This is a genomic window from Methylobacterium sp. BE186, from assembly GCF_031457035.1.
Classification (GTDB): Bacteria; Pseudomonadota; Alphaproteobacteria; order Rhizobiales; family Beijerinckiaceae; genus Methylobacterium; species Methylobacterium segetis.
In genome coordinates this window covers 160,408-174,202 of record NZ_JAVDVV010000002.1, presented here as the reverse complement: position 1 = coordinate 174,202, position 13,795 = coordinate 160,408, and the positions used below count along the sequence as shown (strand labels likewise).

At 66.9% G+C, this 13,795-nt stretch carries 10 protein-coding genes and 1 tRNA gene; 6 read left to right on the top strand and 5 right to left on the bottom strand.

Translation table 11 applies throughout. From position 1 onward, the window contains the following. Positions 1-46: 46 nt before the first annotated feature. Positions 47-1,093 (bottom strand): MaoC family dehydratase, encoded by a 1,047-nt coding sequence (locus J2X36_RS02930; RefSeq protein ID WP_310345961.1) that lies wholly within the window; start codon positions 1,091-1,093, stop codon positions 47-49. Positions 1,094-1,127: 34 nt separating this feature from the next. Continuing rightward, positions 1,128-1,430 (bottom strand): YggT family protein, encoded by a 303-nt coding sequence (locus J2X36_RS02925; RefSeq protein WP_132251313.1) that lies wholly within the window; start codon positions 1,428-1,430, stop codon positions 1,128-1,130. Between the two features lie 114 nt (positions 1,431-1,544). Between J2X36_RS02925 and J2X36_RS02920 the strand changes: the two genes are divergently transcribed. After that, positions 1,545-1,620 (top strand) — tRNA-Ala (locus J2X36_RS02920). A 462-nt stretch (positions 1,621-2,082) separates the two neighbouring features. Here the strand turns inward: J2X36_RS02920 and J2X36_RS02915 are convergent. The 3 genes from J2X36_RS02915 to J2X36_RS02905 all read right to left on the bottom strand — a co-directional run bounded on the left by J2X36_RS02915 (position 2,083) and on the right by J2X36_RS02905 (position 9,075). Beyond that, positions 2,083-6,390, bottom strand: a complete 4,308-nt coding sequence (locus J2X36_RS02915; protein ID WP_310345953.1) for a diguanylate cyclase domain-containing protein — start codon at positions 6,388-6,390, stop codon at positions 2,083-2,085. Between the two features lie 467 nt (positions 6,391-6,857). Then, positions 6,858-7,031 carry a hypothetical protein gene (locus J2X36_RS26815; RefSeq protein ID WP_405029715.1) on the bottom strand — a complete coding sequence of 58 codons (174 nt, stop codon included), beginning with the start codon at positions 7,029-7,031 and terminating at the stop codon, positions 6,858-6,860. 217 nt (positions 7,032-7,248) lie between these two features. Continuing rightward, positions 7,249-9,075, bottom strand: a complete 1,827-nt coding sequence (locus J2X36_RS02905; protein WP_405029719.1) for a sigma-54 interaction domain-containing protein — start codon at positions 9,073-9,075, stop codon at positions 7,249-7,251. A 232-nt stretch (positions 9,076-9,307) separates the two neighbouring features. On the opposite strand from J2X36_RS02905, the gene J2X36_RS02900 reads away from it, so the two are divergent. The 5 genes from J2X36_RS02900 to J2X36_RS02880 all read left to right on the top strand — a co-directional run bounded on the left by J2X36_RS02900 (position 9,308) and on the right by J2X36_RS02880 (position 13,650). Beyond that, positions 9,308-10,675: a CmpA/NrtA family ABC transporter substrate-binding protein gene (locus J2X36_RS02900; protein WP_310345948.1), complete on the top strand. Its 1,368-nt coding sequence runs from the start codon at positions 9,308-9,310 to the stop codon at positions 10,673-10,675. Between the two features lie 3 nt (positions 10,676-10,678). Beyond that, a complete protein-coding gene (ntrB, locus tag J2X36_RS02895) occupies positions 10,679-11,518 on the top strand; it encodes a nitrate ABC transporter permease (RefSeq protein WP_310345946.1) in 840 nt (279 codons plus the stop codon). 8 nt (positions 11,519-11,526) lie between these two features. Beyond that, complete coding sequence (locus J2X36_RS02890) at positions 11,527-12,513, top strand: ABC transporter ATP-binding protein (protein WP_132255643.1); 987 nt, start codon at positions 11,527-11,529, stop codon at positions 12,511-12,513. Positions 12,514-12,645: 132 nt separating this feature from the next. Continuing rightward, positions 12,646-13,134: a cyanase gene (cynS, locus tag J2X36_RS02885; RefSeq protein WP_310345938.1), complete on the top strand. Its 489-nt coding sequence runs from the start codon at positions 12,646-12,648 to the stop codon at positions 13,132-13,134. A 204-nt stretch (positions 13,135-13,338) separates the two neighbouring features. Next, positions 13,339-13,650: a hypothetical protein gene (locus tag J2X36_RS02880; protein ID WP_310345936.1), complete on the top strand. Its 312-nt coding sequence runs from the start codon at positions 13,339-13,341 to the stop codon at positions 13,648-13,650. The last annotated feature ends 145 nt before the right edge of the window (positions 13,651-13,795 follow it).

Genomic DNA, 13,795 nt, shown 5'->3' with positions numbered 1-13,795 from the left:
ATCGCGTCGCGAGCGCGATCATCCGGGCATCATCGCGTCGGCGCGATTATTTGGGCATGAAGGCCCAGTAATCGAGGTCGAGGATCACGGCCGGGTCGTAGCCCTCGCCCTGCCTGTCGGGGAAGGCGCCGCAGGGCTGGTTCTTGGTGGCGACCGTCCGCAGCCGCAGCAGGCCGACATCGTCGCGGCCCGGCAGGTCCGCCGTCTCCACCACCTCGCTCCAGGCATAGACCGTGTCGCCGGCAAACAGCGGCGCGACGTGGCGGCCCGCATTGATCCCGGCCATCGCGAACGCGTTGGCTAACCCGTTGAAACTCAAGGCGCGCGCCAGCGAGATGACGTGGCCGCCATAGATCAGGCGCCGGCCGAACCGGGTCTCCTTGGTGGCAAACGCGTCGAAATGCACCTTGGCCGTGTTCTGGAACAGCCGCGTCGCGATCTGGTGCTCGGCCTCCTCGACGGTCATGCCGTCGACATGGTCGATCCGCTCGCCCGCCGTGTAGTCGCCGAAGCGGTAGGGGCTGCCGGCGAGATCGACATCGTAGGCCGCGCGGTCGATCGGCGGCAGCGCCCCCGCGAGGTCGGTCGGATCCACCACCTTGGCGAGGCTCGGCACGTGCTCCTCGGCGACCTTCGCCTCGGGATCGCGCTTGCGCACCAGGACCCAGCGGCAATAGCTCAGCACCGTCTCGCCCCGGGCGTCCGAGCCCACCGAGCGCACGTAGACGACACCCGTCTGCCGGTTCGAGCTCTCCTTCAGGCCGATCACCTCGGAGACGGTCGAGAGCGTCTCGCCCGGGTAGACCGGGCGCCGGAACCCGCCCTCGGCGTAGCCGAGATTGGCGAGCGCGTTCAAGGAGATGTCGGGTACGGTCTTGCCGAACACGACGTGGAAGGTCAGGAGGTCGTCCAGCGGGCTCTGCGGGTAGCCGACGGCGCGGGCGAAGGCGTCCGACGATTGCACGGCGAAGCGCGGCCCGTAGAGCGCGGTGTAGAGCGCGACGTCGCCCGTGGTGACGGTGCGGGGCGTCGCGTGGCGGATGGTCTCGCCGAGGCGGAAATCCTCGAAGAAGCGGCCGGGGTTGGTCTTCATGGGGCGGGTCGTCTCGTCCTTCGGGGATGCCGGCTCAGCGGGTGTAGACGGTGGTCTGCGTCGGCACGAACTCGTGCAGCAGCCGGCTCGCGAAGAGCAGCAGCAGGATCAGGATGATCGGCGAGATGTCGATGCCGCCGAGGTTCGGCAGGAGGTTGCGGATCGGCCGCAGCACGGGCTCCGTGATGCGGTAGAGCACCTCGCCGATCTGGGCGACGATCGGGTTGCGCACGTTCACCACGTTGAAGGCCACGAGCCAGCTCAGCACGGCACTGGCGATGAGGACGTAGATGAAGAGCTGCACGACGGTGTCGAAGAGCCAGATGAAGGCGTTCATGCGGGGATCTGATGTCCTCGTCGGCCCGCACCCGAACCGCGCGCGGCGGGAGGGCAGCGAGATTCGGGAATTGACAGGCTGAGGGGCCCAAGCCTACAAGGCCGGCGCCTCGACGGGGCTGTAGCTCAGATGGGAGAGCGCCGCAATCGCACTGCGGAGGTCAGGGGTTCGAATCCCCTCAGCTCCACCACTTCTTTTCACTTCTGGAAAAGTGAGTGGTGGCAACGATTTACAGGTCGACTCCCCGGGTTTTCACCCCGGAGTCTCCCCATGTCTTCGGATCGTTTCTCCCCACGCTATTCGGCCGCGAACCTTCGCGGAAACGCCTGGCGGCTGCTCGTCGCCCGAAAGCCTTAAGCCCGCGCCTTGACGCCCGTCGGCAAGGCCGCTCGAAACCGCAGCGGTCGAGATCGGCCGCCGGCCGGCATCGGTTCAGAACCTGCAGCAACGGATCGCGCAGGGACCGGCGTCCGCTGCGGGCCGGCTGCGGTTCCGCTCCTTCCCTCGCTCGGTGGGTCAACGATTCAGCAACGAAGGTCACGCTGCGTGCTCCAGCTCAGCCACGTTCGGCACGAACGGGCTGCACCGGCACGCGCCTGCCGCTGAGGTCGTGGACGCCGGCAAAGCCGGAGCCTCGCTGAACCACCGCGGGTCATCCAAGGCGCAGCATCTGGCTCTCCTCGACCGCCGCAGCCGCACTCCAATGCGTCAGGAACCAGGGCACACGTGAGCCGGCCATCGGCTTGGCGTAGCGGTAGCCCTGGGCGTAGTCGCAGCCCATCGCGCTGAGCCGCTGTGCCTGACCCTCGGTCTCGACACCTTCAGCCGTGACCTTCACGCCCATGCTGCGGCCGAGGCCGACCACCGCCGCGACGATGGCCGCGTCGTCGCTGTCCTGCTCCATGTTGCGCACGAAACTCTGGTCCACCTTCAGGTGGCCGACCGGGAATTGCTTCAGGTGCGTCAGCGAGGCGAAGCCGGTGCCGAAGTCATCGAGCGTGATCAGAATGCCGGCATCGCGTAGCCGGTGAAGGGTCGCTGGCACGTTCTCGCTGCCGTGGCCGAGGAAGACGGTCTCGGTCACCTCGACCTCGAACAGGCTCGCTGGAAGGCCGTACTCGGTCAGCACCGCCAGAACGCTGCCGGCCAGATCCGGCTTGCGGAACTCCGCCGAGGCAAAGTTCACGGCCACCCGGCCGAGGGCAAGGCCATGTTCCCGCCACTCCCGCAGATCCGCCGCGACCTGCCGGAGGATTCTGTCGCCGATGGCTGTGGCAAGCTCCGGATCGTCAAACGCCGAGCCGAAGTAGCCGGGGGTGAGCAGCCCCTTCTCGGGATGCTGCCAGCGCGCCAGAGCCTCGAAGCCGACGATCGCACCGGTCGAGAAACACATCTTCGGCTGGTAGAAGGGCACGATCTGGGCCGCTGCGAGAGCCGCCCGAACCTCGCTCGCGATGCTGACGCGCCTCTCGGTCTCAGCCCGCATCTCAGGCGCGAACACAACAGCGCGGTTCCGGCCCTGCACCTTGGCGCGGTAGAGCGCGATGTCAGCGTCTTTCAGCAAGTCGTGCGGGCTGTGGTGGTGATCGGGATAGGCCGCAACACCGATGCTCGCCTTGCACGAGAGCGTGTGGCCACGATGGCAGAACGGCTGGCTCAGCCGCTCTGTGAGCCCTCGTGCATGGCTCAGTGCGTGCCCCAGGCGCAGCGGCTCGACGAGCAGTAAGGCAAACTCGTCGCCACCGAGGCGCGCCACCGTGTCGGTCTCACGCAGGCCGTCCTGCAAACGCCGAGCGACCTCCATGAGAACGCTGTCGCCCGCATCGTGCCCGAGCGTGTCGTTCACGTCCCGCAGGTTGTCGAGGTCTAAGAGAAGCAGGCTCACACTCGTACCGCCCCGCTCGGCGGCCGTCAGTGCCTGCTCCAGCCGCTGGTGGAACAGCCGGCGGTTCGGCAAACCCGTGAGCGCGTCGTGATTGGCTGCGCGCCATGCGCGTTCTTCAGCGCGCTTGCGCTCGGTGATGTCGAAGGTGATGCCGACGAGGCGGTTCCCCTCGGCCCGCTCAGCCCACGCGCTCAGCCATATCGTGCCGCCGGTCGGGTGGACGTAACGGAATTCTCGGCCCTCGTGGCTCTCTGCCCCTTGAATGAAGCGGTCCATCCCTGCGCGGTCATCCGGATGAACGCGGTCGTAGAACTGTGACGCCGCGCCGGAGCCGATGCCAAGAAGGTCCAACGCATTCCCAGATTGTTTGCTCTGGCCGGTCTCGAGGTTGTGTTCCCAGGCGACCATCCGGCCCGCTCGCAAGGCAAGCCGCAGGCGCTCTTCGCTGGCCCGCAATGCTGCATCCGCTCGCCGCTCCTCGGTGACATCGTGCATCGCACCGACCACGCGCACGGCTCGCCCCCGCGAGTCCCGGATCACGAAACCTCGGTCGAGCACGTCAGCATAGGTGCCGTCGCCCTGCTCGAAGCGGTACTCCTCGCTCCAGCGGTGCTCATGGCCATCGATGACGCACCGAAGGGAAGCCGTAACGCGCGCTCGATCATCGGGGTGGATCTTGCTCTTCCACCAAGCGCCCGTGTTGGCGATCTCGGCGTCGGAGTAGCCAAACAGCCGGAACGTTCCCTCGCTCCACGCGATGGCGTCCGATTTGAGGTCGTGATCCCAGATCGCATCCTGGGTCGCGAGCATGGCCAGCCGGTAGCGTTCCTCCTGGAGGCGGATTGCCTCACTAGCCTGTTTGCTCTCGTGGATGTCGCTGTCGGTTCCGACCCACTCAAGGACCTGACCGGAGCCGTCCTTGAGCGGCACGGCCCTGGTGAGCGTCCACCGGTATGTTCCGTCTCGGCACAAGGCACGGAACTCTAAGGAGCCTGCCGCTTGCGAGGCGAAGATCTCGTGCCACGTGGATCTCACGCGCTGCCGGTCATCGGGGTGGACGGTGCTCATCCAGCCGAAACCGGCATAGGCGCTCTGCGGCTGACCCGTGTAGGCTTCCCACCCGCTGCTCTCGATGAGAGAGCCGTCCGGCTTCGCTCGCCAGACCATGGTCGCAGTCGCCTCGATCAGCGCCTCGTAGCGCTGGGCTGTCGTGCTGAGCGTCGCCTCAAGCTCGATCTGTGCGGTCACATCACGGGAAACGGAGAGGATGCGGTGCGGCGAGCCGCTCAGCCCCTGCATGGGGCTCAGGCTCACATCCCACCACCGTGGCTGCCCTTTGGCCGTGGGGCAGAAGCCTCGGAAGCGGGCGGGCTCACCGGCCTTGGCTGTCTGAAACGCCTGCTGCGCCACCTCGCGGTGCTCGCCTTCCCAGAAGTCGAGCCAGCACCGACCGAGGATCGACCCAGCGTTCTCGACCTCCATCACCCTCTGACCACCCGAACTCATGAAGAGCAGCCGGCCGTGCTCATCGAGGAGCTTCACGCAATCCGTGCTGCCCTCCAACAAGCCGGACATTACTTCGTCAAAGAGCTTGGGGTGCGAGGCGATGGGATCGATGCCGCGGCTCCGGAGGACACCGGACGGCTCAGGATCATTCCTGCCCGATGGGGCTTCACCTCCTGCGTGGAAGCGGAAGGTGTTCCGCCCGCCGGTCTTCGCTCGGTAGAGCGCCTGATCCGCCTGACCGATCAGCCTATCAGCCTCGGCTGCATCACCCGGGCAGAGGGCGAGGCCGATACTGAGTCCCACCCCGGCTGGGTAGCCGCCGAGATCGATGGGCGGGTCCATCGCCGCGATCAGACGCTCGGCCAGCCGTGTTGCGTCCGCAGGTCCAGCGCACCCAGTCTGGATGATCACGAACTCGTCGCCACCGAGCCGTGCAACCGTGTCCTCGGTGCGCAGAACAGCCCTGATCCGCTGCGCAACGACCTTCAGCAAGGTGTCCCCGGCTTGATGCCCGAGCGTGTCGTTGACGAGCTTGAAGCGGTCGAGATCCAGGTAGAACAGGGCAAAGCCACTGCCGTTGCGCTTCGTGCGCGCAATCTCTTGCTCAAGCTGTTCGCGAAGGTGCAGGCGGTTTGGCAGGCCGGTGAGGGGGTCGTGGCGCGCCATATGCGCCATCGCGTGCTCAACGTTCTTCCGTTCGGAGATGTCGCGCACCACGGCAACGAAGCCGGACGCAGCGCCGGCCGCATCACGTGTGACGCTGAAGGACGCCTCGACCCACAGCCAAGAGCCGTTCTTGTGCCGGTAACGCTGCTGGCTGACGGCTCGCTCGGAACAGCCTCGACCCACTGCGCCCAGCACCCGCCTGAAGTCGGCCACATCCTCTGGATGCACGAAGTCGAGGGATGTGGTGCCGACGAGCTCCTCCGGTTCGTAGCCGAGCAGGCGCTTGGCAGCCGGCGAGACGTAGAGGCGCGTTCCGTTGGGAGTGCACCGCACGATGAGGTCGGTGCTGTTGTCGGCTAGGAGGCGGTAGTTGGCCTCACTCTCGCGCAGGCGGGCTTCGCCCGCACGTGCCACATGCTCCGCCTTGATGAGGCGAAGCTGAGCGACGACGGTCTGAGCGAGATCGCGAAGCTGCTCCTGCTGCTCGGCTGAGAAGGCGTGCGGCGTGCGGTCGATGATGCACAGGGAGCCGAGATGGAGGCCAGGACCGAGGATGAGCGGTGCACCGGCATAGAAGCGGATGTGCGGCTCACCTGTGACGAGCGGATTGGCAGAAAACCGCTCATCCTTTGTGGCGTCCTCGACGACGAGCACCTCGTCCGAGAGGATGGTGTGGGTGCAGAAGGAGACCTCACGCGAGGTCCCGCTCATGTTCAGACCGCACCGGCCCTTGAAGCACTGCTCGGTCTCGCCAACCAACGACGCGAGCGCGATAGGTACACCGAAGAGCGCCTGAGCGGTCCGGCAGATCGCGTCGTAATGCGGCTCAGGAGGGGAGCCGAACACCTCAAGATCGTGCAGCGCCTTCAGGCGTTCCACCTCGTTCGGGTGCAACGGATACATGCAGCGGACCTCACCGGGTCAGTCCCTCATCGCGGGAACCTTGCCTGACCCCGGCCGAACCTAAGCGGTGTGCATTAATAACCTGCCATTCGGCCAGCGTTCTGCCTCGCGGTCGAATTTAACCCTCTGATTGGAAGCGACCGACGCGGCAGGTGGAAATCAGGCGATCTGGCACATCAAGCAATCCCCGCTTCACGATCCTGTAACGCAACCATGAAGCCGTCGCGCGCAGGAGAGCGCGGAGCGATGCTGAAGCCCATTAGCAGGATGTGCAGCCGCCAACTCCTTCAGCCGCATGCGCAGCGCGATCTGCGGATCCGAGCGCGTGCGGTAGCGCTGGGACGAGCGCCGAGGCCGGTGGCCTGACAGCCCGAAGCCGGTCACGTCGGCCAGCGCATGCAGGTCCGGTCGCGAGCGAGATCGGTGCCGATGCGGTTGAGCCGCGTCGTCGTGGCGATGGATTCATCCTAGCCGCCCGCGGGCAGGGATTCGCGCCGGATCGCCTCGGAACAGACCCCGACGCCGAGAGGCTTGGTCAGGATCAGCGCGTCGGCGTTGCGGCGTAGCTCGTCGCGGCGGCAGGTGCCGATGACGGTAAGCCCGTTGATCGGCTCCGGCCGGAGGCGCAACTGAACGATCACGGCAAGGAATTCGGCATCACACCCGGGCCGTCCACTGTGTGAGATCGAAGCTCTTGAGGCAGATGAACCTGCCGTTCAGCGCCTATCTGCCGAACCACTGCCCACCATCAAACGCCTTCACCTTTTTTAGAAATAACAGCCTTTCGTCTTTAGACGATGATCTGATAAACATAATTTACCTTCCAATTTAACTTTTAAAATACGAAGAAACAAAAAATCAAATCCTGATGCCGTGGGCTTTGATGCGGGAAGCAAGCGTCGTCGGACGCACGCCGAGCAGTTCGGCGGCGCCGCCCGGTCCGAACACCTTGCCGCCGCACAAAGTCAATGCCTCGACGATCTCGGCCCGGTCGCGGGCGCGGCGCTCCGTCTCATTGCGCGGACGGTGTTCGGGAGCGGCGCTCGCCAGGGCGTCGCCGGCGGCGGCCCCGCTCGGGCCGGCCTCCTCCAGATCCGGCAGGTCGAGGCGGAGGCGTCCGCGCTGGGCCAGGATGACGCCGCGCTCGATCACGTTCTCCAGTTCCCGCACGTTGCCCGGCCAGCCGTAGCGGATGAGGCGGCGGACATCGCCCTCCGTCAGGCGGGGCTCGGGCACGCCGAGGCGGTGCGCGGCGCCGCTGAGCATGTGCTGGGCGATGAGGGGAATGTCCTCGGGCCGATCGCGCAGAGGGGTCGCGCCGATCGGGAAGACGTTGAGGCGGAAGTAGAGGTCGCCACGAAAGCGACCGCGGCGCACCTCCTCCTTCAGGTCGCGGTTCGTCGCCGCCACGAGGCGGACGTCGACCGCGCGGGTGCGCTCCTCGCCGACGCGCTCGAACGAGCGTTCCTGCAGCACGCGCAGGAGCTTGCCCTGAAGGTCGAGGGGGATCTCGCCGACTTCGTCGAGGAACAGCGTCCCGCCGTCGGCCAGTTCGAAGCGCCCGACCCGGTCGCGCAGCGCGCCCGTGAAGGCGCCGCGGGCATGGCCGAAGAACTCGCTCTCGAACAATTCGCGCGGCACCGCCGCGCAGTTCACCCGGATCAGGGGTCGATCCCGGCGGCGGCTGGCCTCGTGGATCGCGCGGGCGATCAGCTCCTTGCCGGTGCCGGACTCGCCCGTGACCAGCACCGTGGCGTCGGTGCCGGCCACGAGATCGATCTGGCGCCGGATCACCTCGATGGCCGGGCTCCGGCCGATGATGCCCTGATGGTGGCTGCCGGCCCGAATCTCCTCCTTCAGGTAGGCGTTCTCCAGTTCGAGGCGCTCGCGCAGGGAGACGACCTCGGCGAGCGCCTGCCGCAGGCGCTCGTCCGCCTCGCGGCGCTGGCTGATGTCGCGGAACACGATGACGGCCCCGACGAGCGCGCCCCGGTCGCGGATCGGCGTCGAGGTGTACTCGACCGGAAAGGAGGTGCCGTCGCGGCGCCAGAACACCTCGTCGTCGACCTGATGCACGGCCCCGTCGCGGAAGGCCGCGTAGATCGGGCAATCCCGGTGCGGATAGGGGCAGCCGTCCGGGTGGGTGTGGTGCACGGAGGCGTGCATGTCCCGGCCGACGAGGTCGGCGGCGGCCCAGCCCAGCATGCGCTCGGCGGCCGGGTTGACGAAGGTCGTCACCCCCTCGGCATTGACCCCGTAGATGCCCTCGCCCGCGGCGCGCAGGATCAACTGGTTCTCCCGCTCGATATCGCGAAAAATCCGCTCCATGCGCTGCCACTCCGAGAGGCCGGCGCGCATGTGGCGGTCGGCCTCTCGGTCGACCTGCCGCTGGCGGCGCTCGTCGAGATCGAACAGCGTGACGAGGACGAGCCCATTGGGCAGCACCGCGCCGACGGACTCGACGTTGAGGGCGCGGCCCGCCCCGTGCCGGGGCGTGAGCGTGTGGGTCCACCAGCGCCCCTTGGCCTGGACGCCCTGCGTGAACACGATCAGCGCCGGCACCTGACCCGGATGCAGGGCGCTCGCCGCCATGGCCCGCAGCGCCGCTCGCGGGTGGCCGAGCAGGCGCGCCGCGGCGTCGTTGGCATCGACGATCCGGTCCCCGGCCGGATCGAGCACCAGCATGGCCTCGGCGCCTGCCTCGAAGACGAGCCCGAAACCGGCATATGCGGCTGAGGAGAGACCTGCCTCCGGCATTACGAGATCTCGTCGTTGAACTACGAGACTTCGTTTTACACGAAATCTCGTAGTTTTGCAGTGTCGCTCCAAGTCATTGACGAGAAACAGGTTCGGCTGATCCGCGCGCTTGGCACACCCCTTGCCAATTCCTTGACGTCCCGAACCGCGCGAGGCGCAAATGGCCCTGTTCGACAACCCCTTCGATGCCAAACGCCGCCTCGCCCGCGGCGGCTGCTCCTGCGGTGCCCATGCGAGCCAGGCCGCGCACGACGCGGATCACGGCGCGCCGACAGGTGAGGCCGCGCTGGAGAGGGCGGTCGAGGGCGCGGTGATGCGCGCGCTCTTCCCCCACGACGCCGAGCGGCGCGCCTTCCTGAGGAGCGTCGGCGCCGCAACCGCGCTCGCGGCGGTGAGCCAGTTCCTACCCGTGAAGTTCGCCGCCGAGGCGTTTGCGCAAGCAGGCAAGCCCGAGAAGGCCGACCTGAAGGTCGGCTTCATCCCGATCACCTGCGCCACGCCGATCATCATGGCCAAGCCCATGGGCTTCTACGAGAAACAGGGCCTGAACGTCGAGGTGGTGAAGACCGCCGGCTGGGCGGTGATCCGCGACAAGACGCTGAACAGGGAATACGACGCCGCCCACATGCTGGCGCCGATGCCGATCGCGATCTCGCTTGGCCTCGGCTCGAACCCGCAAGCCTACACGATGCCGGCGGTGGAGAACGTCAACGGCCAAGCCATCACACTGGCGATGAAGCACAAGGACAGGCGCGACCCGAAGGACTGGAAAGGCTTCAAGCTCGCCGTGCCGTTCGACTACTCGATGCACAACTACCTGCTGCGCTACTACTTGGCGGAAGCCGGCATCGATCCCGACACCGACGTGCAGATCCGCGCCGTGCCGCCACCCGAGATGGTCGCGAACCTGCGCGCCGACAACATCGACGGCTTCCTCGCCCCCGATCCGGTAAACCAGCGCGCGGTCTACGACGGCGTCGGCTTCATCCACATCCTGTCGAAGGAGATCTGGGACCGGCACCCGTGCTGCGCCTTTGCGGCCTCGGAATCCTTCATCAAGGAGACGCCGAACACCTACGCGGCGCTCCTGCGCTCGATCATCCAGGCGACCGCCTACGCCTCGAAGGCGGAGAACCGGAAGGAGATCGCCGCCGCGATCGCGCCGGCGAACTACCTCAACCAGCCGCTCACGGTCGTCGAGCAGGTGCTCACCGGCACCTTCGCCGACGGGCTGGGACAGGTGCGCAAGGTGCCCGACCGCGTCGATTTCGACGCCTTCCCCTGGCAATCCTTCGCGGTCTGGATCCTGACCCAGATGAAGCGCTGGGGCCAGCTCAAGGGCGACGTCGATTACGCCGCGGTCGCCCGCCAGGTCTATCTGGCGACCGACGCCGCCAAGCTGATGAAGCAGGACGGCTTCTCCCCGCCCGAGGCGACCAGCAAGACCTTTGCGGTGATGGGCAAGACCTTCGACCCATCGAGGCCGAAGGAATACCTCGACTCGTTCAAGATCAAGCGGGCGAGCTGAGCCATGACGCGCACACTCAACCTCCGCGCCGGCGTGCTCTCGCTGGCGCTGCTCGCCGCGATCCTGCTCGTCTGGCAGGTCGCGGTGAGCGGCACCGCCAAGACCGAGGCGATGAACCCGGAATACGCCGCCCTGATGGGAGCCACCGCCACCACCGGCAAGTCCGCGATGCCGGGGCCGCTCGATGTCGCCGAGACCATTGGGAAGCACCTGAAGGACCCGTTCTACGACCGGGGCCCCAACGACAAGGGCATCGGCATCCAGCTCGCCTACTCGGTCGGGCGCGTCGCGCTCGGCTACGGCCTCGCGGTGCTGGTGGCGATCCCGGTCGGCTTCCTCATCGGCATGTCGCCTCTGATGAGCCGCGCGCTCGACCCCTACATCCAGATCCTCAAGCCGGTCTCGCCGCTCGCCTGGATGCCGCTCGCCCTCTACACGATCAAGGATTCGAGCCTGTCGGCGATCTTCGTGATCTTCATCTGCTCGGTCTGGCCGATGCTGATCAACACGGTGTTCGGCGTCGCCTCGACCCGGAAGGAGTGGCTCAACGTCGCCCGCACGCTGGAAGTCGGGCCGATCCGCCGGGCCTTCACGGTGATCCTGCCGGCCGCCGCCCCCACCATCCTCACCGGGATGCGCATCTCCATCGGCATCGCCTGGCTCGTCATCGTGGCAGCCGAGATGTTGGTCGGCGGCACCGGCATCGGGTACTTCGTCTGGAACGAGTGGAACAACCTCTCGATCACCAACGTGATCACCTCGATCCTGGTGATCGGCCTCGTCGGCATGGTCCTCGACCAAGTGCTCGCCCGGGCGCAACGCCTCGTCACCTTCCCCGAGTGAGGCGCCCGATGAGCAAGCTTCTCCCCTTCGTGCGGCGCGCCGGTCGCACCGCTCCCGACACCGATCAGGCCGGGACCCGCCGCATGTCGACGTCCGAAAAGTTCATCTCGATCGAGGGCATTGCCCGGCGCTACCCGGCACCGGGGGGCAAGACGACCACGATCTTCGAGAACCTGTGGCTGCCGATGCGCCGCGGCGAGTTCGTCTGCATGATCGGCCATTCGGGTTGCGGCAAGACCACCGTGCTCAACATCTTGGCCGGGCTCGAGGCGCCTTCCGAGGGCGCGGTGATCGTCGATGGGCAGGCCATCGCCGGCACCAGCCTCGACCGCGCGGTGATCTTCCAGGGCCACGCCCTGCTGCCCTGGCGCAGCGTGCTCGGCAACGTCGCCTACGCGGTCTCGTCGCGCTGGCGGAAGGCGCCGAAAGCCGAGATCGAGGCGCGGGCCCGGAAGGCGATCGCCACGGTGGGGCTCGCCGGCTCCGAGCACAAGCGGCCCTCCGAATTGTCGGGCGGCATGAAGCAGCGCGTGGGCATCGCCCGGGCGCTGTCGATCGAGCCCAAGATCCTGCTGATGGACGAGCCGTTCTCGGCGCTCGACGCGCTCACCCGCGGCACGTTGCAGGACGAGGTGCGCCGGATCTGCGTCGAGACCGGGCAGACCGTGTTCATGATCACCCACGACGTCGACGAGGCGATCTACCTCGCCGACCGGATCGTGCTGATGACCAACGGGCCGGAGGCGAAGGTCGCCGAGATCGTCGAGAATCCGCTGCCCAAGGATCGCGACCGCACGCAGCTCCACCACGCGCCGGGCTATTACGCCCTGCGCAATCACCTGATCGACTTCCTGGTGTCGCGCTCCAGAACGATGCGGGACGCGATGCCGGCCGATTACGATCCGCGTCACCCGCCCGTCGTCCGCCCCTCCCTCAGCGAGGCCGACGCGGAGGCGATCGCGGCCTCGACCGAGCCGGCCCCGCGCCGCGCCTGACGCCCCACCCCGTTCCGTCACGGCCCGTCCCTGAGCGAGGGGCCGAAGACGGGATCGCCGTCCAGGCGCCACGCCCCCGCGCCCGGACGGCCGACGGCAACCCTGAAAACTCTCGATCCAAAGGAGCAGAGCATGAAGCGCGACGACCTCACCGAGAAGCTGCTCGACATCAAGCGCGAGAAGGGCTGGACCTGGAAGTACATCCAGGAGGAGATCGGCGGGATCTCGCCGATCCTGATCACGGCGGCCTGCATGGGCCAGATGAAGCTGCCGAAGGCCCAGGCCGCCAGGGCGGCGGAGCTGTTCGGCCTCTCGAAGGCCGAGGAGCGGATGCTGAACGAGGCGCCCTATCGCGGCTCGATCCCCCAGATGCCGCCGACCGACCCCTTGATCTACCGCTTCTACGAGCTCGTCATGGTCTACGGCACGACGTGGAAGGAGCTGATCCAGGAGGAATTCGGCGACGGCATCATGTCGGCGATCGACTTCAACATGACGATGGAGCGCGAGCCCAACAACAAGGGCGACCGGGTCAAGATGAACCTCTCGGGCAAGTTCCTGCCCTACAAGTACTACGGCAACGAGGAGGGCGTGCCCGAATACGGCTTCAAGGAAGGGTGAGCGCATCGCTCCGGCCGGCGGATCACAACCGGCCGGCCGGACGTGGATGCGTTCTACGCGCGCGTTGAACTTGCCACACTCAGGATTATCGCCGGTATTCGATTCTCGACGTGACACCAAGCGGGCATCTGAAGCGCTGCCGCCGAAGGCTCGGATGGGGTGCGGAGCAGTCATCCTTGCTCGCCGATATATTCACTACCCGATGTGTTCGATCGGCGCCTGAGCGCGCACTTCAAGATCGTCCTGGCCCTGCTTGTGGTGCTGGTTCTGTTGTCGGCTCCGCCATTTCCAGGCGCGATGATCGGCTTCCTGTTCGGGATCGCGATCGCCTTCTTCATCGCGCCGCTGACGATCCTTTTGGAAGGGCCGCCCTGCTCGCCGCGCGCGAGACATATCGCGCGCGCCCGGAGCGATGCCGCTGCCGTGCGCCTGTCAGCGGCGAGGGCGCTCCTGCTGATCGCGCTGCCCCTGATCGCGTGGCTGTTCTCGCGAGCGTTGATCCGCGCTTGGCCCTGATGAGGTTGTCCCGTGCCAGCGCCGCCCCGGCGTGCGAACCGCTGTCCGCTCAAGGTCGATCTGACGCCTTCATCTGAGCCCCGCCGAATGTGCGCCATGGCGCCGACGCGTGTTGATCAGAGGCTGCGTGGGGCAAGCGGCTTGA

Coding starts and splice junctions, on each gene's coding strand:
- J2X36_RS02930 (WP_310345961.1), bottom strand. CDS start 1,093: ATGAAGACCAACCCCGGCCGCTTCTTCGAGGATTTCCGCCTCGGCGAG.
- J2X36_RS02925 (WP_132251313.1), bottom strand. CDS start 1,430: ATGAACGCCTTCATCTGGCTCTTCGACACCGTCGTGCAGCTCTTCATC.
- J2X36_RS02915 (WP_310345953.1), bottom strand. CDS start 6,390: ATGTATCCGTTGCACCCGAACGAGGTGGAACGCCTGAAGGCGCTGCAC.
- J2X36_RS02905 (WP_405029719.1), bottom strand. CDS start 9,075: ATGCTGGTGCTCGATCCGGCCGGGGACCGGATCGTCGATGCCAACGAC.
- J2X36_RS02900 (WP_310345948.1), top strand. CDS start 9,308: ATGGCCCTGTTCGACAACCCCTTCGATGCCAAACGCCGCCTCGCCCGC.
- ntrB (WP_310345946.1), top strand. CDS start 10,679: ATGACGCGCACACTCAACCTCCGCGCCGGCGTGCTCTCGCTGGCGCTG.
- J2X36_RS02890 (WP_132255643.1), top strand. CDS start 11,527: ATGAGCAAGCTTCTCCCCTTCGTGCGGCGCGCCGGTCGCACCGCTCCC.
- cynS (WP_310345938.1), top strand. CDS start 12,646: ATGAAGCGCGACGACCTCACCGAGAAGCTGCTCGACATCAAGCGCGAG.